The 26,041-nt window shown below is 71.5% G+C and carries 13 protein-coding genes; 7 read left to right on the top strand and 6 right to left on the bottom strand.

The window, feature by feature from the left end:
- Nucleotides 1-28: 28 nt before the first annotated feature.
- Nucleotides 29-502 carry a PaaI family thioesterase gene (locus tag K3888_RS15475; protein WP_230931176.1) on the top strand — a complete coding sequence of 158 codons (474 nt, stop codon included), beginning with the start codon at nt 29-31 and terminating at the stop codon, nt 500-502.
- Nucleotides 503-533: 31 nt separating this feature from the next.
- Here the strand turns inward: K3888_RS15475 and K3888_RS15470 are convergent, their stop codons facing one another.
- The 4 genes from K3888_RS15470 to K3888_RS15455 form a co-directional block, all read right to left on the bottom strand.
- Complete coding sequence (locus K3888_RS15470) at nt 534-1,625, bottom strand: hypothetical protein (RefSeq protein WP_230931175.1); 1,092 nt, start codon at nt 1,623-1,625, stop codon at nt 534-536.
- Between the two features lie 133 nt (nt 1,626-1,758).
- On the bottom strand, nt 1,759-3,630 hold the full coding sequence (locus K3888_RS15465) for a glycosyltransferase (RefSeq protein ID WP_230931174.1): 1,872 nt from the start codon (nt 3,628-3,630) through the stop codon (nt 1,759-1,761).
- A gap of 26 nt (nt 3,631-3,656) precedes the next feature.
- Complete coding sequence (locus K3888_RS15460) at nt 3,657-5,756, bottom strand: DUF6541 family protein (protein WP_230931173.1); 2,100 nt, start codon at nt 5,754-5,756, stop codon at nt 3,657-3,659.
- Between the two features lie 5 nt (nt 5,757-5,761).
- The gene (locus K3888_RS15455; protein WP_230931172.1) at nt 5,762-6,283 is read right to left on the bottom strand and encodes a GtrA family protein; all 522 of its coding nucleotides are present in this window, start codon (nt 6,281-6,283) and stop codon (nt 5,762-5,764) included.
- A 95-nt stretch (nt 6,284-6,378) separates the two neighbouring features.
- Between K3888_RS15455 and K3888_RS15450 the strand changes: the two genes are divergently transcribed.
- The 6 genes from K3888_RS15450 (at nt 6,379) to K3888_RS15425 (ending at nt 19,159) form a co-directional block, all read left to right on the top strand.
- A complete protein-coding gene (locus K3888_RS15450; protein ID WP_230931171.1) occupies nt 6,379-7,833 on the top strand; it encodes a lipase family protein in 1,455 nt (484 codons plus the stop codon).
- Nucleotides 7,834-7,923: 90 nt separating this feature from the next.
- Entirely contained in the window at nt 7,924-9,372 is a 1,449-nt protein-coding gene (gene dprE1 / locus K3888_RS15445; protein ID WP_308282008.1) for a decaprenylphosphoryl-beta-D-ribose oxidase, read from the top strand.
- Nucleotides 9,373-9,631: 259 nt separating this feature from the next.
- Entirely contained in the window at nt 9,632-10,393 is a 762-nt protein-coding gene (gene dprE2 / locus K3888_RS15440; protein ID WP_230931170.1) for a decaprenylphospho-beta-D-erythro-pentofuranosid-2-ulose 2-reductase, read from the top strand.
- Nucleotides 10,394-10,395: 2 nt separating this feature from the next.
- Entirely contained in the window at nt 10,396-12,363 is a 1,968-nt protein-coding gene (locus K3888_RS15435; RefSeq protein ID WP_230931169.1) for an arabinofuranosyltransferase, read from the top strand.
- A gap of 6 nt (nt 12,364-12,369) precedes the next feature.
- On the top strand, nt 12,370-15,738 hold the full coding sequence (locus tag K3888_RS15430; RefSeq protein ID WP_230931168.1) for an arabinosyltransferase domain-containing protein: 3,369 nt from the start codon (nt 12,370-12,372) through the stop codon (nt 15,736-15,738).
- A gap of 22 nt (nt 15,739-15,760) precedes the next feature.
- On the top strand, nt 15,761-19,159 hold the full coding sequence (locus tag K3888_RS15425) for an arabinosyltransferase domain-containing protein (RefSeq protein WP_230931167.1): 3,399 nt from the start codon (nt 15,761-15,763) through the stop codon (nt 19,157-19,159).
- 261 nt (nt 19,160-19,420) lie between these two features.
- On the opposite strand, the gene K3888_RS15420 is transcribed toward K3888_RS15425, so the two are convergent.
- Both K3888_RS15420 and pks13 read right to left on the bottom strand, forming a co-directional pair.
- Entirely contained in the window at nt 19,421-20,974 is a 1,554-nt protein-coding gene (locus K3888_RS15420; RefSeq protein ID WP_230931166.1) for an acyl-CoA carboxylase subunit beta, read from the bottom strand.
- On the bottom strand, nt 20,971-25,986 hold the full coding sequence (gene pks13 / locus K3888_RS15415) for a polyketide synthase Pks13 (protein ID WP_230931165.1): 5,016 nt from the start codon (nt 25,984-25,986) through the stop codon (nt 20,971-20,973). Before pks13 ends, K3888_RS15420 begins: the two co-directional genes overlap by 4 nt.
- Nucleotides 25,987-26,041: the final 55 nt, after the last annotated feature.

The raw sequence follows: 26,041 nt of genomic DNA, 5'->3' as shown, positions 1-26,041 counted from the left end.
TGACCGGTGAGTAAGTTACGATCATGGCGTGCCCAAGACGATGCTGCACCGCTACTCCGCCAGCCCCACGGCGTTCCCCGTGCTGGCGTCGCTCTACCCGCCTCTGCTCGGGTCGGGGATCCGCATCCGACACATCGCCCCGGACTGGACCAGCGGAGAGCTGACCATGCGGGTGGCCCCGTGGACCGCCAACACGAACGGCACGGCGTTCGGGGGCGCGCTCTTCGCCGCCACCGACGTGCTCTACGGCGCGCTGCTGTCCGGTCAGCTCGGTGGTGGCTATCAGGTGTGGACGAAGAGCGCGACGATCGACTTCCACCGGCCGGGCCGCGGCCGGCTGACGTGCAGGGTCGAGGTCCCGGCCACCGAGGCCGACATGATCCGCGACCAACTCTCCGTACAGCGCAGCACCAGCGTGGTGCACACCGCCCTCATCGTCGACTCCCGCGAGAAGGCCGTGGTCGAGGCCCGACACACGATGTCCGTCCGGCGCCGGGACTGATCTCCCGCGGGAAGCGCCCCGCACCCGGCGGTCACCACGGTGAGCCCCAGAGCCCGTGCGGGTCACTGGCGGCTTCCCCGTGAGCGGGCAGGCGGAGCTCGGTCGTCGGCCACCGCGCGGCCAACAAGCCTGCGGCCCTCCGGGGAACGCCCGCCGGTCCGGTTTCCGGAACCGTGCCCGGCCGCGGCAGCAGAGTCGTGACCCCTCGCGCCCGTTCACGGACGATGATCACCGTCCAGCCGGCGCCCTGGAGCCGGGACTGATGACGAGCGGAGGCCCTGTCCCTGCGCGCCCGGAGGGACTCCGCGTCCCCCGCCTGCGACGACGTGCCCCACCGCACCGATGCCGGTGCCGATACCGGCGCTGGTGAGGTGTACACAGCGCATCTCGCGACGGGATCGGCCAGCGGCAGTTCGACCAAGTTTCTGCCCAGCCGCACCTGGTGACCGTGTCCGAAGTCCCCACAATCCGCATCCGCGAGGACCATCCGCGCCCGGGATGACATGGCCGAGATCGACCGTGGATCGCAGGCCCGCACGACCTGCTCGAAGTCGCGTGCCCCTCGCCCGATCGGATGCTCGGCCGCTGCCCGCAGTTGGGCGGGCAACTCCGCCACCATCGCGCACAGTCGCTCGACTGAGACCACCGCGTCCTCGAACTCGAGGTCCACGGCAAGGTCGCGGCAGGTCCGTAGCGGCGTCGTCACCCGAACGCCGTCGACCTCGGTGATCGCGTGCCCGGGCATCGCCCCGTACCGGTACACCCGCCCCTGACGGGTCCGGCGGGTGGCCGGGAGCCAGATCTCCGGTGGCGCGTCCTCCGGCGCCGAGTCGTCGCCCCACATCAGCGCCGCGCTGCGCCCGCGCAGGACACCGTCCGGAAAGGTCTTTGCCAGCGCGCGGCTGCGGATCTCGAGACCGTCGGCCTGGTCCTCGCGCCGATACATACCATGCCAGATCCGGCGGTAATGCCTCCTGACCAGCGAGGGCGACACCTGCTGCGCCAGTTCGGCCGACGTCAACGGTCCCGGCGGCAGCATCTGCAGCTCGAGCGGCCAGGGCTCACCGACGGGATCGGACAGTGCGGGAAACGTCGACGGGGTGATCGGAGCAGACGGATTCATGCCGTCCACTGTGTACTACGCGGTGACTGCCGCCCCGCCGAAAACGGGCGTCGAGCCGGTCACCTGTGGACAGGGGACGGCCTGTGGAGAAAGTCCCGCGCACGGCCCGGCGTGACTCGTCCCGCACCTGGGCTCACAGTCCGTAGAGTCTCGCCCAGTTCTCCCGCGTGGTCAGCTCGGCCTGTGCCCGCCGCCAGCGCTCCTGCGCGACCGGGGTCTCGCGGACGAAGCGCGCGAGCAGCGAGGCCAGCCGCTTCTGGAGCTCGGAGGCACGGGCCGGATCCACCTTGCGGTGGTGCACCCCGGTCTGGGAGGCGTCGGTCACGTACACCTCGTCGAACAGCGCCACATGCCACCAGGCGGCGTCCTCGTACGGGATCGCCACGACCCCCCGACGCTGCCGGCCGAGCTTCTGCACGAGCAGCCGCTTGGCCAGCACCTGGTCCTCGCGGTCCTCGCGCGGGATACCGACCTTACGCTCCACCGTGATACCGGCCGGCAGCGCCTCTACGCCCAGCTTGGCGGTTTCCGGGTACCCCGCGCGCTCCTCGCGAATCGCCGCCAACGCACGCTGTCCACCGTCCCCGACACCGAACGCGCCGTCGGGACCATCGAGGAACGCCTCGATGCCCCGCAGCCGCGTGGCCGCCAGCCCGTACTGCATGGCCGCGATAGCGCGGAGAACGGTGCGCGCCAGGTTCTTGGCCATGTCCTTCGGGTCGATGCCCTGCCGGATCGAGGCCGTGACCAGTGAATTCCGCTGCGAGAAGAACTGGCCGAAGTCATCGCCGTCCTTCCAGTAGAAGTCGGCGTGCCATACGGCCGCGCCCTGCAGCGTGCACGTGGGCATCCCGGCCTGGCGGCATCGCAACCCGTACTCGATGTCGTCCCACTGGAAGAAGTACGGCATCGGCAGGCCGACGTTCTCCACGGCCTCACCGGGGATGAGGCAGGACCACCAGGCGTTGTACTCGGCGTCGATCCGCCGCTCCTGCAGGTTCTCCACCACCGACTCGTCGCGCAGCGCGAACTCGTCCGCGTCGAGGCCGCCCCTGAGCTCGGCCAGTTGCGTGCGTTCGGCGGAGACCAGCAGATAGTCCGGGTTGAACAGGTACATCATCTGCGCGCCTACGAGCATCGGCTCACGTGTCACCGCCGCGAAGGCGAACAGGCGCAGCACGGTCTCCGGCTCGACCCGCACGTCGTCGTCCATGAGCAACACGTCCACGGGCCCCGGGGCCTCCGGTGCGGTGGCCTCGAACATGCCGCGACTGAATCCGCCGGCCCCGCCGAGGTTCGGCTGGCGGAGGTAGTGCAGGCGGTCGCCGAATTCCTCGACCGCGTGCGCGAAGGCATCGCGGGTCTCCACCAGGTCGGTGCCCTGGTCCGTGACGTAGAGGTCGTCGATGAGGTCCGCCACGAGCGGGTCGGACGCCAGCGAGTCCACGGTGGCCGCGCAGTCGTCAGCGCGGTTGAAGGTGCAGATCGCCACCGCCGCGCGACGGACCGGCCTCGTCGTCGTCGTACTCCAGGCCACCTCCGAGACCGTCGCCTCGGCGTCGACCGCGTGGAATTCCAACCACATCGCGCCGCCGTCGGTGAACGTGTCCACCGGGACGTGCAGCACCGCCATCCCGTCGCCGTCGTGGTGGACCATGTCCACCGTGCGCACGTGGGAGCCGATGTCGGAGGCGCGCACCAGTACGTCCACCCGGCCGGTCGACTCGATCGACACCCGCACCGTCAGCTCGGTGAGATACGTCCACCGCTGCCAGTAGGAGGCCTCGAACCGGCCGAAGTAGGTGTTGGTGTCGACGACCGCGCCGGGCTCGAGCCGGAGCTCCGTGCGGGTGCGGCGCACGACGCCGCGGGTGACGCGCGAGTAGAGGTCGTCGTTGACCCATTTGCGGGGGCCCGAGAACAGGGTCCGCTGGAGGAGCAGGTCGCGGTCGGCGCTGTCGGCGCCGGTGTCGGCACCTGCGGCGGTCACGGTGGTGGCGTCCATGGGGGCGATGCGCTCCTGAAGATCGGTTATCCGGTGCCGCCCAGGTTAGTCCCCGGCCCCGCAGGGATCGCGTCGACGACCGGTGAGTCGGTGTTCGGCGGCTGTTCGGGAGGCGTCGCCGGGGGAATGCCCGGTGGTGGGAGCGACGGAGGATGATTCGCGGGCACCGGCAGCACCTCGTAGAGACGGGCGCCCTCGTTCTCCGCCGCCAGTCGCAGGTGGGGGTTGAGGTGGAGACCGATGAAGCCGCCGGGGCGGCCCGGACCGCCCACCACTCCGGTGCCCACCACCACCCACCGCACGTCCTGCCGCTGCACCTCGTAGGTGATCGACGGGTCGAAGCCGTACCGGTTGATCGAGGTGTAGAGGGTCATGCGATCGCCGCCGACCTGGGCCACCGGGTCGTCGGCCAGTGGCGCGCCGAACACCACCGGCACCCCGTGCAGGGCGTACACCCACGCGGTGCCGTCGAACGGGTCGCCCAGCACCACGCCGCCGTCATACAGGTCGCCCAGCCGGTCCAGGACGACGCGCTCCGAAGCGGTGACTGCCGGCCCGTCCCCGTAACCCCAGATCCGCACCTCTCGCACCAGAAGCGCTTGTCCGGACAGCGCGGCCAGCAGGCACACCGTCGCGATGACGACTCCGACACGCGCGGCGGTCCTGCGTGCGGGGTCCCGGGGGATCAGCGCCCGTACCCCGGCGCCGGCCAGCACCGCCGAGGGCACGGCGAGCAACGCCGCGAACCGGTACATGTCATCCCACCAGAATCCGGTCAACGCCCGCACCCAGTCGCCCTCGACCCCTGCGGCGAGCACATACAACACCCCGTAGACGACCAATGCCGTCACCACAGCTGCGAGCGATCGGCGCCATCGCGGGTGGACCACTGCTCCGACCAGACCGATGAGCACCAGTAACGTCGCCCCGGCGGACGCCGCCACGGAGGGACCGAGATCGAACACCCCGGCGACGGCGCGGGCGACCCCCATCTGCCGTGGCCACGAGAATCCCGACGCGCCGCCCGCGGCATCCGCCGACAACACGCTCAAGGTCCACGCCGCGTACGCGCCCACCGGCAGCGTCGCCAGCGCGAATCCGCCGACCACTGTCAGCCGGGACCGCACCCCGGGCGCGGCCACGACCCCGGCCACGGCCTGCGCACCCACCGGGATCGCCGCCGCCAGCGCCACCGAGGGATGCACTGACCACGCCCCCGTCATCCCGGCACCGAGCAGCAACGCGGCAACCACCGCACCGATCCCCGTCGTGCCGGGCCGCACTACCGAGAGCCTCTCTCCCAACACCAGCAGCCCCGGGATCACTGCCACACCCAGTGCGAACGGCAGCAACGGCCCCCACCCGACGACCTGGAAGGGGAATGTCCAGCACGATGCCGCGACGACTGCGGCGCCCACCGCCGCCAGCCGGGACCCACCGCACAGCCGCCCGGCCAGGAGCGCCACGCCCAGCACGAACACCACGCCCGTCACCGCCGACATCGCGTTCAGGGCGCCCGGCATCCCGTTCAGCGCCCCGGGCGTGCCGTCTCCGGGAAGATGAAGCAGGAGCGACGTGAGCGCGTGATAGGTGTCCGGATAGTAGAAATGCGGGTTGGCGGGCTGGCTCACCGGCGCGAGATCGGTCAGGCCGGCCCGCCCGGTCTCAGCGATGTACCGTGTGGCACCGCCGTGGAAGAGGGCGTCCCAGTACTGGGGGATCGCCGTGAGGCCGCGCGTCGCGATCCCGAACTGCACCGCGGGCAGGGCGGCGAGTACGACGACGACGAGATCGCCCACCCACCGCCTCGGGGAGCGGGTGACGACGTTGTCGTCGTCGTACTCGTTCCCGCCCCGCGATCGCGCCCGGCCCGCCGCCACCCGGGCGGCGATACCCACCATCCCGGCGCACAGAAGCGCCACGAGCGCCGTCGCCCCCGCCGAGGCCGGGGCCCAGGCCACGTCCGTGGCGGCCGTGACCGTGCAGCCCACCGCGACGACCGCGAGCGTCAGGGCGGGGCCCACCGCCACCGCGTCGCGCCAGGGCAGGCCGGTGGCCAGGCAGATCGCCGCGCCCGGCACCACCAACAGCGCCAGCGCGGCGACCAGCAGGATCACGGCGGTCACGCCGCTCAGCGCACCCGGAAGATCACCGTGCGCTGAACGATGAAGTTGGTCACCGTCGCCACGCCCTGCGCGATCACGTAGCCGATCGTGCTGGCCCAGAACTCGGTCCACCCCATGCTCTGGAACCAGGGCATCAGCACCATGAACAGGCCCCACTGGACGCCGAACATCACGCCGTACAGGCACATCGTCGCCACGAACCGGGCCCGCGACGGCTCTGCCTGGAACGTCCACCGCCGATTGAGCGCGTAGGCGGTGAGCGTGCCGGCGACGAACGAGAGCGCCTTGGCCCAGCCCGGACTGACGCCTACCAGCATCAACAGCTGCAGCAGGCCGTAGTCGACGATCGCCGACAGCACGCCGGTCAGGAAGAACCGGATGATCTGCGTCTTGAGGTCTGTCGGAGCGGCCGGGTCGGACTCGTGCCGCGACTCGAGCGGGTCGACGGCGCCGCGCAGCGAATCCAGGACCGAATCGCCCGTCAGGTCCGCGCCGCCCGTGCCCGTGCTGTCTGGGGAGGAACTCACCCGACCAGCGTAGGTCGGCGCGCCGGGAAGTGAACATCGACACCTCCGACGCAGGTCCGGCTCACACGCCCATGTGGTGTCGCTACCGTAGACGCATGACCCCTCGGCCCCGCCCTCTCCCCGGCCGCCTCGTCTCGACATTGGCCCTGGCCGTGGCCTGCGTGATAACCGGCTCCCCCGTCGCGGTGGCCGACACGCCCGGCACTGCGCCGACCTTCCCGCCCGGCGCCGCACCGGCCCTCTCGCCCGGCGCCACACCGACCCTCTCGCCCGGCTCGGTCGAACTCCCCGACCCACTGGCCGACTTCCGCCCCGCGCCCGAACACGAGCGCACCCCGGAGCGGTACCTGCCCAGCCCGTCGCCGGACCCCTGGTACTCGGATCCGCCCGCGGTCGACCCGGCCACCGCGCACGGCACCATCGTCGCCACCCGGCCGGTGACCGTCCCGCCGATCAACATGCGCAACTTCGGTCGGGGATGGCAGGTCCTGGTGCAGAGCGCCGACTCCCACGACCAGCCGCAGCAGATCGTCTCCACGATCCTCGAGCCGGCCACCCCCTGGGACGGGCCCGGGCCGCGGCCGCTCGTGTCGTTCAATGTCACGATCGACTCGCTCGGGCTGGAATGCATGCCCTCGCACGTGCTGCCCAACAAGTTCAACATCGAGCTGCCGCCGTTCCTGCAGATCCTCGCCGACCGCGGATACGGGCTGGTGGTGACCGACTTCCAGGGCCCCAAGGCCGCGTACGCCGCGGGGCGCGCGAACGGGCGGGCCGTCCTCGACGGGATGCGGGCCGCGCGCGCGTTCGTCCCGCCGGGTGACACCGGTCCCCTGTTCGCCGACTCGCGCATCGTGCAGGTCGGCTACTCGGGCGGCGGGATCGCCACCGGGTGGGCGGCACAGCTGCAGCCGGTGTACGCGCCCGAACTGACCGGGGTACTGGTCGGCTCCTCCGTCGGCGGGGTCCCGGCCGACTATTCCGACCTGTTCGACAGCATGGACGGCACCGTCGCCTCCGGGCTCTACCGGGCCGCCGTGCTCGGACTCGCCCGCGAGTACCCGGAGCTCTACCCGCTACTCAACGACACCGGCGACGTGGCCGCCTACCACCTCCGCGACTCGTGCGCCGCCGCCAACACCGCGATCGGGATCCTCCGCGCGCCCCTGTCGATGCTCACCGACGTCGACCCGCGCACCGACCCGACCGTGCGGCGCGTCATGGCCCGCAACCGGCTGGGCGCCGCCGACCCCGCCGACGGCGCCGATCCGCGCGAGGTCCCGACCGGCCCGGTGCAGGTGTGGCACGGCGACGCCACCGTCCCGATAGGACCCGGCCCCGGCTCCTCGACGGGCCCCGGCGACTTCTTCGTCCCCGAGTGGACCGCCCGCCGGCTCACCGACGAATGGTGCGAGGCGGGCGCCGACGTCGAGTACACGCCCGTGGCCGGCGAACACATCACCGCCGCCTACACCGCGGTGGGGCCGGCCCTCGACTGGGTGGACGCCCGCGCCCGGGGCGTGCCCTTCACCACCGGGTGCCAGGCGTAGCGGATCCGGCATCCGCGCTCGCGCCTGCGCCGTCTGCTCAGTGTCCACGTGTAGACGAGCCCGGGCCGCTGTAGCGGTAGCCTCGACTGCGTGAGCACTGCACAGAACACGACCCCGGCCCGGTCCTCCCTGGACACCGAGCTCAAGCGCCTGACCGGCTGGGGGCGCACCGCGCCCGCGATGAGCCACGTGCTCACTCCCCGGTCGGTCGACGAGATCTCGGCGGCGGTCGCGACGGTCAACGACGCCAACGCCTCGTCTCCGGGCCACCTGCGCCGAGGCGTGATCGCCCGCGGCCTCGGCCGCTCCTACGGCGACAGCGCCCAGAACTCCGGTGGCCTGGTGCTGGACATGAGCAGGTTCAACCGCATCCACGAGCTCAACGCGGAGAAGGCGATCGCGGTGGTCGACGCCGGCGTGAACCTCGACCAGCTCATGCGCGCGGCCCTGCCGTTCGGTCTGTGGGTCCCGGTGCTGCCGGGCACCCGCCAGGTGACGGTCGGTGGCGCGATCGGCCACGACATCCACGGCAAGAACCACCACTCCGCCGGGTCGTTCGGCAACCACGTCACGCGGATGGAGCTGCTCGTCGCGGACGGGCGGGTGTTGACGTTGGAGCCGGGCGGGACCGACGACGACGAGGACGGCAGTCTCTTCTGGGCGACGGTCGGCGGCAACGGCCTCACCGGCATCGTGCTCAAGGTGTGGATCGCCATGACGCGCACGGAGACGGCGTTCTTCCTCGCCGACGACGACCAGACGGGTTCGCTCGAGGAGACGATCGCGCTGCACACCGACGGTTCCGAGGACAGGTACACCTACTCCTCCGCCTGGTTCGACGCGATCAGCGCGCCCCCGAAGCTCGGCCGGGCCGCGATCTCGCGGGGCAGCCTCGCGACGCTCGCGCAGCTCGAGGAGTACGCACCCGAGCTCGCGAAGAACCCGCTGACGATGGACGCCAAACCGCTGCTGACGTTCCCGGACATCTTCCCCAACGGGCTGGCCAACAAGTGGTCCTTCAGCCTGGTGGGCGAGGCGTACTACCGCATGGGCGGGACGCGCCGGAACAAGATCAAGACGTTGCCGCAGTTCTACCACATGCTCGACCTGTTCGGAGAGTGGAACCGGGCCATGGGACCTGCGGGTTTCCTGCAGTACCAGTTCATCGTCCCGCCCGGCGCGGTCGACGGGTTCAAGGAGATCATCGGGGACATCCAGCGCTCCGGCCAGTACTCCTTCCTCAACGTGTTCAAGCTGTTCGGGCCCGGCAACCAGGCGCCGCTGTCCTTCCCGATGGAGGGCTGGAACGTGTGCGTGGACTTCCCTATCAACGACCGGCTGAACGCGTTCGTCAACCACCTCGACGCGAAGGTCATGTCGATGGGCGGGCGCCTGTACACGGCCAAGGACTCCCGCGTGCCGGCCGAGCGCTTCCACGCCATGTACCCGCAGATCGACTCGTGGATCGCGACGCGCCGGCGGATCGACCCCAACGGCGTGTTCGTCTCCGACATGGGCCGGCGCCTCGAGCTGCTCTGAACCGCCGCCCGCGCCGCCAGCCCCCAGCCCGCGCCGCCAGCCCCCAGCCCGCGCCGCATCATCGAGCAGAGAGTTCCGCACAACGCCACTCGACCGATGCGGTCCGAACCCACTTCTCGACGAGAGGATGAGGGGAAGAGGGGATGGATATGGGGATGAGGGGATGAGGGGCGCCGGGCGGTGGCCCGTGGGCAGGGGTCTTCGCGACGCCCGACACACGGGCGGGGCGGTGTCAGGGTCCGCCGGTAGACTGCCGTCCATGATCAATGCCGTCGGCGTCCCCCAGACACTGCTCCTGCTCGGGGGCACCTCCGAGATCGGCCTGGCCATCTGCGCCGAGTACCTCACCCAGGGGCCGATGCGTGTGATCCTGGCGTGCCTGCCGGGTGACCCCGGGATCGAGGACGCCAGGGCCGAGATGACGGCCGCCGGCGCGACCGCGGTCGAGGTCGTGGACTTCGACGCCGCGGCCACCGACACCCATCCGGCCGCGTTCGAGCGGATCTTCGCCGGGGGCGACGTGGATGTGGCGATCGTCGCGTTCGGCCTGCTGGGGGAGAACGAGGAACTCTGGTCGGACCAGCGCAAGGCGGTCCAGATCGCGCAGATCAACTACACCGGTGCCGTGTCGGTGGGCGTGCTGCTGGCCGAGAGGATGAAGGCGCAGGGCTACGGCCGGATCATCGCCATGAGCTCGGCCGCCGGTCTGCGCGCCCGCCGCTCGAACTTCGTCTACGGCTCCACCAAGGCCGGTCTCGACTCCTTCTACACCGGCCTCGGGTACGCGCTGGCCGAGCACGGGGTCGACGTGCTGGTCATCCGGCCCGGCCAGGTGCGCACCCGCATGTCGGCGCACGTCGACGAGGCCCCGCTGACCATCAACAAGGACGAGGTGGCCCGGATCGCGGTCAAGAACTCCGGTCGCGACAAGGGCGCGGTGTTCGCCCCGGCCGCGTTCGGCGGGGTCATGGCCGTGCTCACCCACGTGCCGCGGCCGATCTTCCGCAAGCTCCCCTTCTGAGCATGCGCCCAGCGCTCCGGGGACTCGGTCTGGCGGGGGCGGCGACCCTCCTCGCCGCCGTCGTCACCGCCGTCGTCCTCGTCGGGTTCTCGCTCGTGACGTTCCCCGCGTACGGCAACTCCAACGTTCTGCGCGCGCTGACCGTCGTGGGGCAGACCGCCGCGCTCGTGCTGGTGGTGCTGGGGATCCTCGCCGCGCGTGCGGGTGAGCGGCCGGGCGGTCGGGCCGGGCTGGTGCGTCTGGGCAAGCTCGCCGCGCCCACCGGGTCCGCGCTGCTGGTGGCCGCCACCCTCGGCATCCCGCTGGCGGCGTCGCGCCTCTACCTGCACGGCGTGAGCGTCGACCAGGAGTTCCGCACCCAGTTCCTCAGCCGGTCCACCACGTCGCTCGGCCTGCCGGACATGGCCTACGCCGACCTGCCCTCGTTCTACCCGTCCGGCTGGTTCTGGCTGGGCGGGCGCTTCGCCAACCTCGCCGGGCTCGAGGGCTGGGCGGCGTTCAAACCGTGGTCGATCCTCTCGCTGGCCGTGGCCGCCGCCCTGGTCACCGTCCTGTGGACGCGCCTGCTGCGCACCGACCTCGGCGCCGTGGTGGGACTGGTCTCCACGGCCATGATGCTCACCTACGGCAGCCCCGAGCCCTACGGCGCCGTGGTGGCACTGTTCATCCCGCCGGTGCTGATCCTGGCCTGGCACGCCGTCCACCCCACCGCGGCCCGGCCGGCCGGCGACGCCCCCGGCCCCGTCCCGCAGTCCTCCGGCATCGCGGCCACGGTCGCCACCATGGTGTTTCTCGGCGCCTCCGCCAGCATGTACACCCTGTACACGGCGCTCGCCGCCGGCACCGTCGTGCTGATGGCCGTGATCGCCACCGTGCTGGCGCTGCGCGGCCGCACCGACTACCCGGCCTGGCTGCCCGCGGCCCGGCTCGCCGTGATCGGCGTCGGCTCCCTCGCGATCGCCCTCGTCGTGTGGGCCCCCTACCTCCTGGCCTCGCTCGGCGGGGCGCCGGCCGACTCCGGCACCGCCCTGCACTACCTGCCTGATTCCGGCGCGCGGTTGCCGCTGCCCATGACCGCCGGCGGGCTGACCGGTCTCGTCTGCCTGGCCGGCCTGATCTGGATCGTCGTCCGGGCCCGGTCCTCGCGCCGCGCGCAGGCACTCGGGCTCGGCGTGGCCGCCGTCTACCTGTGGTGCCTGGCGTCGATGGCCGTCACCGTTCTCGGCACCACCATGCTCGGCTTCCGCCTCGAGCCCGTGCTCATCGGTCTGCTGATGGTGGCCGGGGTGTTCGCGATCGCCGACGTCGCCGCGCTGCTGGTGCGGGCCGCCGGACGCCAGAACGGCTCGGATCGCCCCGCCGCCGAGGCCACCGGATACCGACGGCGGGCGAGCGCCGCCGTGGGCGTGGTGTCCGCCCTGGCCGTGCTCGCGCAGGTGCAGGGCATCCCGGACCACCTACACGAGGAGATCCGGCTCGCCTACACCGACACCGACGGGTCGGGCGAGCGGGCCGACCGCTTCCCGCCCGGGCCGGAGTCCCACTACGCGGACGTCAACGCCGTGATCGCCGAGGCGTTCCCGGGCCGCGACAAGACCGACCTCGTCGTCGTCAGTACCGCGGACGCCTTCCTCGCCTACAACCCCTATCTGGCCTACCAGGCGGTGACCTCCCATTACGCCAACCCGCTGGGACGCTACGCCGACCGCAACGCGGCGATGATCGCGTGGGAGGAGGCCACCAGCGGCGAGGAGCTCCACGCCCTCATGACCGGCACGGACTGGCGCGGCCCCGACGTGATCCTGGCGCGCCCCACCGGCGACGGCTACTCACTGCGCCTGGCCGAGGACACCTACCCTAACGATCCCAACGTGCGGCGCTTCTCCGTCACCATCCCCGCCGAGGCGGTCTCCGGGCCCCACTTCGAGGTCCACGACGTGGGACCGTTCGCCGTGATCGTGGTGCGGTGATCCGGAGTGACGATTCACGAGCCGGACGAGCGGGCAGACGGTGTCGCCGACCCGCACCGCGACACCGACCCTGACCGGCCACTCGGTCTCCACCCCTACCCGGGAATGGGCCGCGACCGCCGCTGGGCGATCATCACCGGCTTCCTCGGGGCGTTCCTGGCGATCCTCGCCGGCCTGCTGCCGGTGCACCAGGACACCAGTCAGGTGCAGTGGACCGCCGGCCCCGACTACGCCTCGGTCACCTCGCCGCTCGTGTCCGGGCGGCCACTCGATCTGACCATCTCGGCGCCGTGTGGACCGCTGAGCCAGGTCCCGGAGAACACCGTCGTGTTCTCCACGCTGCCCGAGGACGCCCCCGGCCGGATCTCGGACGGGCTCGTGGTGCAGCGGTCCTCCGACGCCGCCGGGGACCCGGTCATCGAGGTGGTGGTCCGCAACCTCACGCTGCTGTCGGTGCCGCTGGCCACGCTGCGCGACGCGGACTGCGAGACCCTGCACGTGCGGGCAGAGACTGGCATCCTCGTCGCCGAGCTGACCGGCCTGGACCGCGATCCCGAGGACGCCGACGATCCCGTCCGCGCCGCCGTCCCCGGCAGCATGCGGCCGCAGGTCACCGGCGTGTTCACCGATCTGACCGCCGCCACCGCGCCCGACGGCCTCGGCGAGTCCACCGTCGAGGTGACGGTCGACTCCCGCTACTCCTCGAGCCCGACGCTGATCAAGCTGGTGCTGATGCTGATCGGGGTGGCGGCCACGATCGCCTCGGTCTGGTTCCTGCACCGCCTGGACCGCATCGACGGCCGCTCCGACCGGCGCTTCGTGCCCCGCTCGTGGCTGCGCCTCTCCGGGGTCGACGGCGTGGTGATCAGCGTCCTGACCTTCTGGCACTTCGTGGGCGCCAACACCTCCGACGACGGCTACCTGCTCACCATGGCCCGCTCCGCCGGACCGAGCGGCTACATGACCAACTACTTCCGCTGGCTCGGCTCACCCGAGTCCCCGGTCGGCTGGTACTACGAGATCCTGCGGGTCTTCGCCGAGATCTCCACCGCCAGTCCGTGGATGCGCCTACCCACGCTGCTGTGCGGCATCCTCTCGTGGCTGATCATCAGCCGCGAGGTCATCCCCCGCCTCGGCCGGTTGGCCCGCACCTGGCATCGGCCGCGCTGGACCGGCGCCGCCCTGTTCCTCGCGTTCTGGATGGCGTTCAACAACGGGCTGCGGCCCGAGCCGGTCATCGCGCTGGGTGCGCTGCTCACGTGGTCGCTGGTCGAGCGCTCCATCGCCACCCGCCGGCTCGTGCCGGGGGTCGCCGCGATCGGTGTTGCCGCGTTCTCCCTCGGCACCGGGCCCACCGGCCTGATGTGTGTGGCCGCGCTGGCCGCCGGCGCCCGCGAGTTCGTCCGCATGGCCCGCCGACGCGCGAAGATCGTGGGCTGGGCCGCGATCGTAGGACCCGTCCTGGCCGTGGGCCTGGCGCTGCTCTACACCGTCTTCGCCGACCAGACCCTGGCCGCCGTCCTCGAGGCCACCCGCATCCGCACCGAGCTCGGGCCGAGCCTGCCCTGGTACGGCGAGAAGGAACGCTGGGAAGCACTGTTCAGCGTCTCGGCCGACGGCGGCGTGGCCCGCCGCTTCCCAGTCCTGCTCATGCTCATGTGCCTGGTGCTCGTCTCGGCCGTCATGCTGCGACGCGGCGGGATCCCCGGCGCCGCCGCGGGACCGTCCCGGCGCCTCATCGGCGTGATCGCGGGCTCGCTGCTGTTCCTGGTGTTCACCCCCACCAAATGGACCCACCACTTCGGCGTCTTCGCGGGGCTGGCCGGGGCGCTGGCGGTCCTGGCCGTGATCGCCCTTCGTTCGTCGTCCGTGTCGCTCGCCCGGAGTCGGTGGCTCGTGTGGGCGGCGCTGTGCCTCGTCGTCGGACTGTCCACCGCCACCAACAACACCTGGTGGTACGTCTCCGACTACGGCATCCCCTTCGCCGACTCCTTCCCCTCCGTCGGCGGGGTCCAGGTCCAGTACCTGGCCTTCCTCGGCGGATTCGCGTGCCTGCTGGTCGCCGGGCTCATCCACATCGGGTTCCTGCCCGACGAACCCGGACGCGCCCTGTGGCGCCGGGTCACCCGCCACATCCCGTTCCTGCGCTCCCGCGCCGACACCCCCGCGGCGCGGCATCGCGACGGGCGCGGCATCGACGGCGCACCCCTGACGGTCGTGGCGTTCGCCGTCGTGATCTTCGAACTGGTCTCCGTCGTCACCGCGGTGTTCGCCCAATCCCCCGCCTACACGGTCGGCCGCGCCAACATGCGCGCGATCGCCGGGCAGCCGTGCTCGCTCGCCGACTCGGTGCTCGTCGAGGAGAACTCCAACGACGGGATCCTCACCGCGATCGGCGCCGGGCCCGAGATCTCCCTCGGCGCCGGCGTCGTCAACGGCTTCGCCCCCAACGGCCTGCCCGATTCGATCACCGTCGACAGCGCCGAGGCCTCCGGCTCGCTCGCCCAGTCCCAGCCCGACGAGCGCGATCCCGGCGACGGCGTCGACGCCGGCACCACCGGCGGCCGCGGCGCACTGACCGTCAACGGCTCCACCGTGGCACTACCGTTCGGCCTCGACCCCGAGACCACGCCGGTGCTGGGCTCCTACCGGCGCGGCCCGCAGGTCGCCGCCGAACTCACCTCGGCCTGGTACCGACTCCCCGACCGCAGCCCCAACCGTCCGCTGCTCGTGATGGCCGTCGCCGGCCGCATCGGTGCCGGCGACGTGCGCATCGAGTACGGCCGGCCGGGCCGCGTGGGCGCGGCAGGGCCCACCGACTTCGAGGTGATGGGCTCCATGACGCCCACCGACATCGGGCCGGCGCCCGCGTGGCGGAACCTGCGGATCCCGCTCGAGGAGATCCCCGAGGACGCCCAGGTCGTGCGCGTCGTCGTGGAGGACAACAACCTCGACCCGGACCGCTGGATCGCCGTCACCCCGCCCCGTAACCCGCGACTGAGCACCCTCGACGAGGTCGTGGGCCATACCGATCCCGTCCTCATCGACTGGGTCGTGGCGTTGGCGTTCCCCTGCCAGCGGCCGTTCGTCCACAACGGCGGCGTCGCCGAAATCCCCGAGTACCGGATCCTCGCCGACCGCGAATCCTCGTCCGCCGCCAACTGGTGGCAGAGCGCGGGCGGCGGCGGACCGCTGCTGTGGACCACCCAGACCGTCGAGGCCGTGACCGTCCCCACCTATCTCGACCACGACTGGTCGCGGGACTGGGGCTCCCTCCAGCGGTTCGAGCCACTCGACCCCACGGCCACCCCGGCCGAGCTGATCCGCGGCAGTGAGGTGCGGTGGGGCTGGACCACGCCCGGACCGATGAACTGATCGTCGCCTAGAATCTGTCGTCGTGTCAGACTCTTCCTCCGCAGCCGGCTCGGGCGCGTCCCCTGACTCCGACCCGGCCACTCCAGCGGCATCCGATCAGGACGTCGCCCCGGTCGCCCCGGTCGCCTCGGACTCCCGGGTCGCCAGACTCCGCGTCATCGCCATCGTCAGCGGTCTGGTGGGCACCCTGTGCTTCCTGGCCCTGCCGTTCCTGCCGGTGGCGCAGACGACCTCCTCGGTCCAGTGGCCCCAGAACGGGTCCGTCGAGTCGGTCACCGCGCCGCTCATGGCGCACACCCCGCAGGAGGTCACCGCGACCATCCCCTGCACCCTGGTCGCCGACCTCCCGGAGGACGGCGGCATCCTGCTGTCCACCGCCCCGGCCGCCGGCGAGGAGGCCGGAGAGCGCGCGATGTTCATCCGTGCCTCCGCCGATACGGTCGACGTGGTCTCCCGCAACCGGGTCATCGTCTCCGCGCCGCGCGAGCAGGTCGCCGCCGGTGAGTGCAGTGTCCTGAGCGTGGTGGCGGCCCCCACCTACGCGGAGGCGTCCTTCGAGGGGCTCGACGGCCCCACCGCGGCCGGCCGCATCGACGCCGACAACCTGCGCCCCATGGTCGTTGGTCTCTACACCGATCTGCCCCTCGACACCGCCGTGCCGGAGGAGCTCGCGGTGTCGGTCGAGGTGGATTCGCGCTTCACCACCGATCCCACCACGCTGAAGTGGGCGGCGCTCGTCCTGGGCCTGCTGTCGACGGCGGTCGCACTGTGGGCGCTGCACGGGCTCGACCAGACCGACGGCAGGCGGAGCCTGCGATTCCTGCCCCGCGGCTGGTTCCGCCCGCGTCTGCCCGACCTGGCCGTGATCGGCACGCTCGCCGTGTGGCACTTCGTCGGCGGCAACACCTCCGACGACGGCTACATCATGTCGATGGCCCGGGCCGCCGAGCCCGCTGGCTACATGGCCAACTACTACCGCTGGTACGGCGTCCCCGAGTCACCGTTCGGCTCGCCCTACTACGACCTGCTGACCCTGTTCGCACAGGTCTCCACGGCCAGCCCCTGGATGCGTCTGCCCGCGCTTCTCGCCGCGATCCTGTGCTGGCTGGTCATCAGCCGCGAGGTGCTGCCGCGCCTCGGGCGAGCCGCCCGCACCACGCCCGTCGTGGTGTGGAGTGCCGCCGCGGTGTTCCTCGCGTTCTGGATGGCGTTCAACAACGGCCTGCGCCCCGAGCCGGCGATCGCGCTGGGCGCGCTGCTGACCTGGGTCTCCGTCGAACGCTCCATCGCGACCCGCCGGATGCTGCCGTTCGCGGTGGCCGTGATCATCGCCTCGTTCTCACTGGCCACCGGGCCCACCGGGCTCATGGCCGTGGCCGCGCTCATCATGGGCCTGCGGGCCGTCGTCCACACCGTGGTGGTGCGCGGCCGCCAGGTCGGCTCCTACCTGGCGCTCGTGGCGCCCGTCCTGGCAGCCGGGACCATGGTGCTCATCTGTGTGTTCGGCGTGCAGTCGCTCGCCGCGGTCCTCGAGGCCATCCGGGTGCGCGGCGAGATCGGTCCCAACCTGGCCTGGTTCGAGGAGTTCGTCCGCTACTACTACCTGATGATCCCGACGGTGGACGGGTCACTGTCCCGCCGCCTGCCGGTACTCCTGGTGCTGCTGTGCCTGGCCGTGGTGATCGGCACGCTGCTGCGGCGCGGCAAGGTCCCCGGCGCCGCGTCCGGCCCCGTCTGGCGCCTCGTGGGCGTCGTGGTGGGCACCGCGTTCTTCATGATGTTCTCCCCCACCAAGTGGACCCACCACTTCGGCGTGTACGCCGGGATCGGTGCGGCGATCGCCGCGCTGGGAGCGCTCGCCATCTCCGCGTCGGCCGTACGCACCGCCCGCAACCGCACCCTGTTCCTCGGCGTGATCCTGGTGGTCCTCGCGTTGGCGTTCGCCGGCCCCAACGGGTGGTGGTACGTCTCGAGCTACGGCATCCCCTGGTGGGACAAGGCGCCGAGCGTCAGCGGGATCTCCGCGTCCAACGTGCTGCTCGTCCTGGCGGTGCTCACGTTCGCGTTCGCCGGCTGGCAGCACCTGCGCCGCGACTACACCGGCGAGCAGGCGCCCAGGACCACGGCGGGCCGCCGTCGGATGCGGACCTTCGCCGCCGCCCCGATCGCGGTGGTCGCAGGCCTGCTCGTGATCTTCAACGTCGCCTCGTTCGCCAAGGGGCTGCAGAAGCAGTTCCCGGCGTACTCGATCGCCGCGGGCAACGTGTCGGCGCTCGCCGGCAACCCGTGCATGCTCGCCGACCGGGTGCTCGTCGAGCCGGACGCCAACGCGGGCATGCTCGCCCCGCTCGGTGCGCCGCGGCTGCCCGACGGCTCCGTCGACCCCCGGGCCATGGCCGAGACGATCGAGGCCGGCGGCAACACCGGCTTCACCCCGAACGGCGTCGCTCCCGACCTGTCCGCCGACGCGGTGGTCTCCGACCCGGGTGCAGCCAACACCACCTCGGAACCCGGCGGCGGCCCCTCGGTCAACACCGGTGAGAGCGCCGGTACGGGCGGCGGTCGCGGCGCCGAGGGCGTCAACGGCTCCACCGTGGCGCTGCCGTTCGGCCTCGACCCGGCCACCACACCGGTCCTGGGCTCGTTCTTCGCGGGCCCGCAGCAGCAGGCCGACCTCGAAACCGGCTGGTACGAGCTGCCGACCAACCGCGAGGCGCACCCGCTGCTGGTCATCTCGGCGGCCGGCCGCATCGGGCGCTTCGACGCCGACGGCATCTACGAGTACGGCCAGGAGGTCACCGTCGAGTTCGGCCGGGACACCGGCGACGGCGTCGAGATGGTCGGCGCCCCCGTCGTCCCGTACGACATCGGCCCCGCCCCGACCTGGCGGAACCTGCGGGTGTCGATGGAGGACGTGCCCGCCGACGCCGACGTCATGCGGATCCGGGTCGACGACGACGACCTCACCCCCGACGAATGGGCGGCCATCACCCCGCCGCGTGCCCCCGAGCTCGTGACGGTCCAGGAGATGGTCGGGTCCTCCTCGCCGGTCCTGCTGGACTGGGCCGTGAGTATGCAGTTCCCCTGCCAGCGTCCGTTCTCGCACTTCGCGGGTGTGGCCGAGCTGCCGGAATTCCGGATCCTGCCGGACCGGCCTCTCGCGGTCAGCGCGACCGGTACGTGGATGTCGTACGAGGGCGGCGGCCCGCTCGGGTGGGTGGAGACCGCGCAGAGTGCCCGGACGATCCCGTCGTACCTGCGTCACGACTGGAACCGCGACTGGGGCTCCATCGAGGCCTACGCGCCGCTGGGCACCTACCAGTCCGAGCCCCCGCGGCCGGCCGATGTCACCGTGGACACGGTGGACCGCTGGGGCTGGTGGTCGCCCGAAGGCCCGATCCTGGTGACGAACCCGGAGTAGGACCGGACGGCCGGTGACGGCGGATGTGCGCAGAGCACGGCCCGCGGGTGGATCCCACCCGCGGGCCGTGTCGTTTCCCGAGCCGTGGCTGAGGGTGGCGCCCGGCGCCCGGCTCCCGGCGTCCCCGAGCAGCTCAGCCGCTCCCGGTAATGAACTCCCGAGTGCGCTTCCGCGCGGGCGGGAGTGGGAGCTGGGCGAGCAGGCGCGCGGGCAGATGCCCGAGGGCGGGCGTACGGGGAGACGACGCCCCCATCGCGGGAACTACAGCGGCGCGATGGGGTGCTTGCGTGGCGGCTCGTTGCGGATCTTGTCGCGGAGCTGCTTGAGGGCACCACGCAGGATCAGACGCGTCTCGGACGGCTGGACCACGGCGTCGATGTAGCCCCGCTCGGCAGCTGTGTACGGCGTCGCGATGAACTCGTTGTACATGTCGATGAGCTGCTGACGGAGCTTCGGACCCTCCTCCGGACCGGCCTCCTCGATCTGCCGACGCTGCAACAGATCCACCGCACCCTCGGCACCCATCACCGCGATGCGGGCGGTCGGCCACGCGAAGTTGAGATCGCCGCCGAGGTTCTTGGAGCCCATCACCGCGTACGCACCGCCGTAGGCCTTGCGCACCACGAAGGTCACCTTGGGAACCGAGGACGCCGCGACCGCGTAGCCCATCTTGGCGCCGCGGTGGATGATGCCGAGCTTCTCCTGCTGGACGCCCGGCAGGTAGCCCGGGGTGTCCACCACGTAGACGATCGGGATCGAGTAGGCGTCACACAGCATCATGTGCCGGGTGGCCTTCTCGGAGGCGTCGATGTCCAGGGCACCGGACAGGTGCAGCGGCTGGTTGGCGACCACGCCGACCGGCTCGCCGTCGACCCGGGCGAACCCGGTGATCATGTTGGGCGCGAACTGGCCGGAAGTCTCGACGAACTCGCCGTCGTCGAACATCCGGATCAGGACGTCGTGCATGTCGTACGCCGCGTTGTCCGAGTCCGGGATGATCTCGTCGAGCGCCAGATCAGACTCGGTGATCTCCGGCTCGAGACCCGGGTTGATCAGCGGGGCCTTCTCCGCGGCCGAGGACGGCAGGAAGCTGAGCAGGTTGCGCACGTACATGAACGCCTCGTGCTCGCTCACCGCTACGTGGTTGACGTTGCCGTTCTTGGCCTGCTCCAGCGCCGAGCCGAGATCCTCCATGGAGATCTCCTCGCCGGTGACCTGCTTGATCACATCGGGGCCGGTGACGAACATGTACGCCTGGTCCTTGACCGCCACCACGAAGTCGGTGGTCACGGGCGCGTAGACGGCACCGCCGGCGCACTTGCCGAGCATGATCGAGATCTGCGGTATGTACCCGGACGCCGGGTACTGACGCTTGGAGATCTCCGAGTAATAGGCCAGCGAGGTGACGGCGTCCTGGACGCGGGCGCCGCCCGAGTCGTTGATACCGATGATCGGGCACCCGACCTTGAGGGCGAAGTCCATGATGGCGCAGACCTTCTTACCGAAGCCCTCGCCCACCGAGCCGCCGAACACCGTGTTGTCGTGCGCGTACACGACCACCGGGCGGCCGTCGATGGTGCCGCGGCCGGTCACCACGCCGTCGCCGTACGGGTTGTTCGGGTCACCGGGCGCCTTGGCGAGCTGACCCATCTCCACGAAACTGCCCGCGTCCAGGAGCTCGGAGATGCGCACCCGCGGCGGGGTCAGCCCGGCGGCATCCCGCTTGGCCTTGGCCCGCTCACTGCCCGGGTCCAGGGCCTGCTCGGTCTTGACCCGCAGTTCCGCCAGCTTGTCCGCGGTGGTCTTCGCCGTCACGCGTGGGATCCCTTCAGTACTTCGGAGTCGAGCTCGGAGAGCCGACGTGCCAGATGCTTACCGACCGTACCGACCACCGGCTCGTCCACCACCGCCAGGTGGTCACCGGACAGGGGAACGATCTCGAGATCGGTGACGATCGCGGCCCAGCCGCCGTCCGGATCGACATGCGCGTAGCGGGGCTCGAGCTCGATCGCGCCGTCGTGCATGCGCTCGGCCCGGTAGATGACGAACGGCACCTCGGCACCGGTCCCGGACCAGGAGGCCAGGTCGGCGCTCTGCAGGATCCGGTTGTCGACGAAGCTCGCCCGCTGGTGCTCGATCACGCCGCCGCCCATGGCGTTGGCCTCCGAACCGAGCGCCTCCAGCAGCATGGCCAGGACGCCGTCCTCACCGTGCTCCTCCAAGAACTCACGCGGGACCTCGACGTCGAGACCGTAGGTCTTCTTGGCGAACTCCGAGTAGCGCTTCCAGCGCGCCTCGGCCTCGTCCAGCGTGTCCGGCACCGGCTCCGACGGCTGCACGGTGTCCAGCAGCACCACCAGCGCGATCTCGTCGCCCGCCGCACGCAACTGGTGCGCGACCTCGACGGCCAGCGCGCCGCCGAACGACCAGCCGCCCACGGCGATCGCGCGACCGCCGGCGAGCTCGCGGATGCGATCGAGGTAGCCGGCGGCCCGCTCGGGCAACGGCCCCTCGGTGCGCTCGACTCCGTAGACGGGCGTATCCGCGGCAAGACGCTCGACGAGTGGCTCGTACACGAACGAGGAGCCACCGGCCGCGTGGAACAGGAACAGCGGCGTGCGCTCCGCGGAGCCCTCCCGCAGCACCCGGATGTTGCCCTCGACCGCCGCCTCCGTGAACGGCCGCAGCAGGTCGGCGACGTCGGCGATCGTGGTGGCGCCGGACACCTGCCCGGCGGTGATCTCACCGCCGGAACGCTCGGACAGTCGGGCGGCGAGCGCGGCCCGGGTCGGCTCGTCGAGCGCCGGGAGGGTTCCGGTCACGCCGGGGGCTGCGGCACCGGTGACCACGGCCCACGCACCGAACGCCATGCGCTCGGTGTCATCGCGCGGGGCGATCGCGATCGCTGCGTCGGTACCGGCGCCGGCGTCGGCGTCGGCGTCGGCGTCGGCGCCTGTCTCAGTGCCGTCGCGCAGGGCGGCCACGTCCACCGCGCCCTCGCCGCGAGCCTGCTGGGCGGCCAGCTCGCCGACCTGCTCGGGGTTCTCCACCGCGAACGTCACCATGTCGGCGACATCGTTGAGCGAGGCATCCCGCATCGCCTGCAACTCCAGCGGCGGGATGGAGAACTCGTACTCGACGCGGTTCTTGATCCGCACCGCCATGAGCGAGTCGAGGCCCAGGTCGAGCAGCGGCAGCTCGCGCGGCAGGTCGTCAGGGCTGTACCCCATCGAGGAGCCGATGATGCGGGCCAGTCGGTCGGAGAGCGTCTCCCCGGAGTCCGGGCTCCAGCGACCGTCGGTCTCGTCGTCGTCCTCCCCCTCGTCCACCACCGGGGCGTCGGACTCGGTCGACACGTAGGCCAGCTCCTGCGCGGAGCCGGGCTCGATCGGCGTCCCGCCGCTCACGGCGCACTCGGCGACCAGTTGGAACGACGACGCCGGCGCGTCACCCACGTGCGCGTGCACCTGCAGCGACGCCCCACCCGGATGCGGAGTCATGGTGGTGGTCACGGCGCCCGACGCCGGCAGCAGACCGGGCCGGTTCACGGCGGTAAGCGTCGCACCCTCGACCACCGACGCCGCCGCGGCCGTCATCAGCGCGTCGACGCTCGGCACCACCTCGGCACGGACCTGCCAGGCGTGGCGGCCGTCCGGCAGCGCCACGTGCGCGCCCGGCATGCGGCCCTCGCCCGACCCGCCACCGGCGGTGACCGTCGGCCACAGGGTGCGGCGCTTCCAGCGGGTGCCCGGCACCGCGGCGTAGCGGCCGGCGCCCGTGACGTGCCCGTGGAGCATCTCCACCACCGACGGCATGTCGATCGAGTGCCCGTGGACGTACAGCTGCGCGATCGCACTCAGCAGCGTGTCCGCCTCGGACTCCTTGCGCTTGAGCGTGTACAGCAGGTTGGGCTCCATGAGCCCGGCGTCGAAGCAGGTCGCGGCGATCGACATGGCGGCGACCGGATTGGGTGCGAACTCGAGGAAGGTCACGTAGCCGGCGTCGACGGCCTTGCGCACGGCGTGGGTGAACCACACCTGGTGGCGCATGCCCTTGACCCAGTACTCCTCGGCGTGGATCGGCCCGTCGCCGGCGCGATAGAGCACCTCGCGGTCGACCGACGAGAACAGAGCAGAGGTGAGCGGGCGCGGCTCGAGGCCGGCGATCTCCGCGGCGAGCTCGCCGAGCAGCATGTCGACGTCCGAGGTGTGGCCGGCGCCGCGGACCTGGAGCTGGCGTGCGAACTTGCCCTGCTCCTCGACCCAGGCCACGAATTCGGCGACCGGCTTCGCACGCCCACCGACCGTGGTGTGCGTGGGCGCGGCGTAGACGGCCGGCTCGATGGAGGCGAACTGCGGGTTGTCGGCGATGATCTGTGCGACCTCGTCGGCCGAGTACTCGACCAGCGCCATCGCGCCGGCCTCCTCGTCCGACACCTGCTGCTCGGCATCACCCATGAGACGCGAGCGCACGCAGATCACGCGCACCGCGTCCTCGAGGTTCAGGCCGCCCGTGGCGTACGCGGCGGCGACCTCGCCCATCGAGTGGCCGATCACGGCCTCGGGCTTGGCGCCGAGCGCCTTGAGGGTGTCGATGAGCGCCACCTGGATGGCGAAGATGCCGACCTGCGCCGTCTCGACCCCGTAGGTCACCGAGTCGTCGAGGAACATCTCGGCCATGCGGTAGCCGGCCTCGAAGTCGATGAGCTCGTCCACCGCGTCCAGGCACGAGGCGAACAGCGGATTGGACAGGTACAGCTCCTTGGCCATCTTCCGATGCTGCGCACCGAATCCGGCGAACACCCACACGTCACCGGTCCCGGCGGGCGCGTCCGCGCTGAACACGCCGGGGCCGGGGTCGCCGGCGGCGAGGGCCCGGAGCCCCTCGACCAGCTCGGCCCGGGTGTGGCCGACCACGGCACCACGGGAGCGGCCGTGGTTTCGGGTCGACAGGGTGCGGGCGACGGCGCCCAGGTCGACCGAGTCGTCCTGCTTCTCGAGCCAGTCGGCGATCTGACCGGCCGCGGCCTTGCGGCGCGAGGGCAGCGAGCCGGACACCACGAGCACGGTCGCGGGCGCGCCGGCCGCGGAGGTGCCGGTGGTGGCCAACTCGTCGGCGTTGTGCGCGACGGCGTCGGCCACACTGCGGGCGACGGGGTCCTCGGCGGGCGTCTCGGCTGCGGTGTCAGCGTCGGCCGGGGCCTCCGCGTCCACGACGTTGACCGGGGTGGGCTGGTACTCGGCCACCACGACGTGCGCGTTGGTGCCGCCGAAGCCGAAGCCGGACACGCCCGCCAGGGCGCGACCGCTGTAGCGGGGCCACGGCGTCGTCTCGGTGACCACGCTGAGCCGCGCGGTGTCGAAGTCGATGTACGGGTTGGGGCCCGCGAAATTGAGGGTCGGCGGGACCGCGTCGTGGCCCATGCCCAGGATGACCTTCGCCAGACCGGCGGAACCGGCGGCCGACTCCATATGGCCGAAATTGGTCTTGGCCGAACCGAGCAGCGTGGGCTTCTCGGCATCGCGTCCACGGCCGAGGACCTGCCCGAGTGCGGTGGCCTCGATCGGGTCTCCGAGGATGGTGCCGGTGCCGTGGGCCTCGATGTAGTCGACCTCGCGCGGGTCGACGCCCGCGTCCGCGTACGCCTGGCGCAGCACGGCGACCTGGGCGTCGGGGTTGGGCGCGGTCATACCGTTGGAGCGGCCGTCGGAATTGACCGCCGAGCCCTTGATGACCGCGAGGATCTGGTCCCCGTCCCGCTCCGCCTCGGACAGGCGCTTGAGGATGAACACGCCGCCGCCCTCGGCCCGGCAGATGCCGTTCGCGTCCGAGGAGAAGGCCTTGATGCGCCCGTCCGGGCTGAGCGCGGCACCGGTCTTGGCGAAGCCCATCGTCGCGGCGGGCGCGAGCATCATGTTGACGCCGCCGGCCACAGCGAGGTCGGACTCGTGCAGGCGCAGCGAGTTGACGGCCTCGTGGATCGTGACCAGCGAGGTCGAGCAGGCCGTGTCCAGGGTCATCGAGGGGCCGCGGAAGTCGAACGTGTACGACACGCGGTTGGAGATGATCGAGTTGGAGGCGCCGGTGACCGCGTAGGGGGACGCCGCCGCGGAGTCTGCGGTGAGGAAGACCTGGTAGTCGCTCGAGGACGAGCCGATGAACACGCCGACCTCGTGACCCTTGAGGTCGCTGGCGGGCAGGTGGGCGTTCTCCAGCGCCTCCCAGGTGAGTTCGAGCGCGAGCCGCTGCTGCGGGTCGACCATCTCGGCCTCGCGGGGGCTCATGCCGAAGAACTCGGCGTCGAAGTCCCGCACCTCGGAGTCGTCGAGCCAGCCGCCCCGGTCCGGGGCCTCGGACAGGACCTGCTGGACATAGGCGTCACCCGCCCACTCCGACCAGCGCGTGGCCGGGCGCGGCGAGGTGGCGTCACGACCCTCGGCGAGGAGTTCCCAGGTGGCCTCAGGGGTGTCGGCGCCGCCCGGGAAACGGGTGGCCATACCGATGATGGCGACGTCGAACTCCATACCGGCCCCGCGCTCTCGGAACGTGTGCAGGTCGACCGGCTCGTCGGACTCCACCGGCCCGTTGATCACGTATTCGGCGAGCGTCGCGATGGTGGGGTGCTGGTAGGCGACGGTCGCGTCCAGTGGGCGGCCGAGAAGGTCCTCGAGGTCCGCCGACAGTGTCACCGCGTCGCGTGAGGACAACCCGTACTCCTCCAGCGACCGGTCGTCGGTCACCTTGGAGATGTCGAGGCCCGTGGCCCGGCAGACCCAGCCCCGCAGCCACTCGCGGAGCTCTACTACCGTCATCTCGCTCTGTGCCATCTGGGTGACTCGCCTTTCCTCGGGTGTCATCCGGGGTGTCCCGCGCCGCGGGGCA

The sequence above is a fragment of the Dietzia aurantiaca genome, from assembly GCF_021033825.1.
Lineage (GTDB): Bacteria > Actinomycetota > Actinomycetes > Mycobacteriales > Mycobacteriaceae > Dietzia > Dietzia aurantiaca.
Note: the sequence above shows the minus strand (reverse complement) of the source record. Positions and strands in the feature narration are given on the sequence as shown.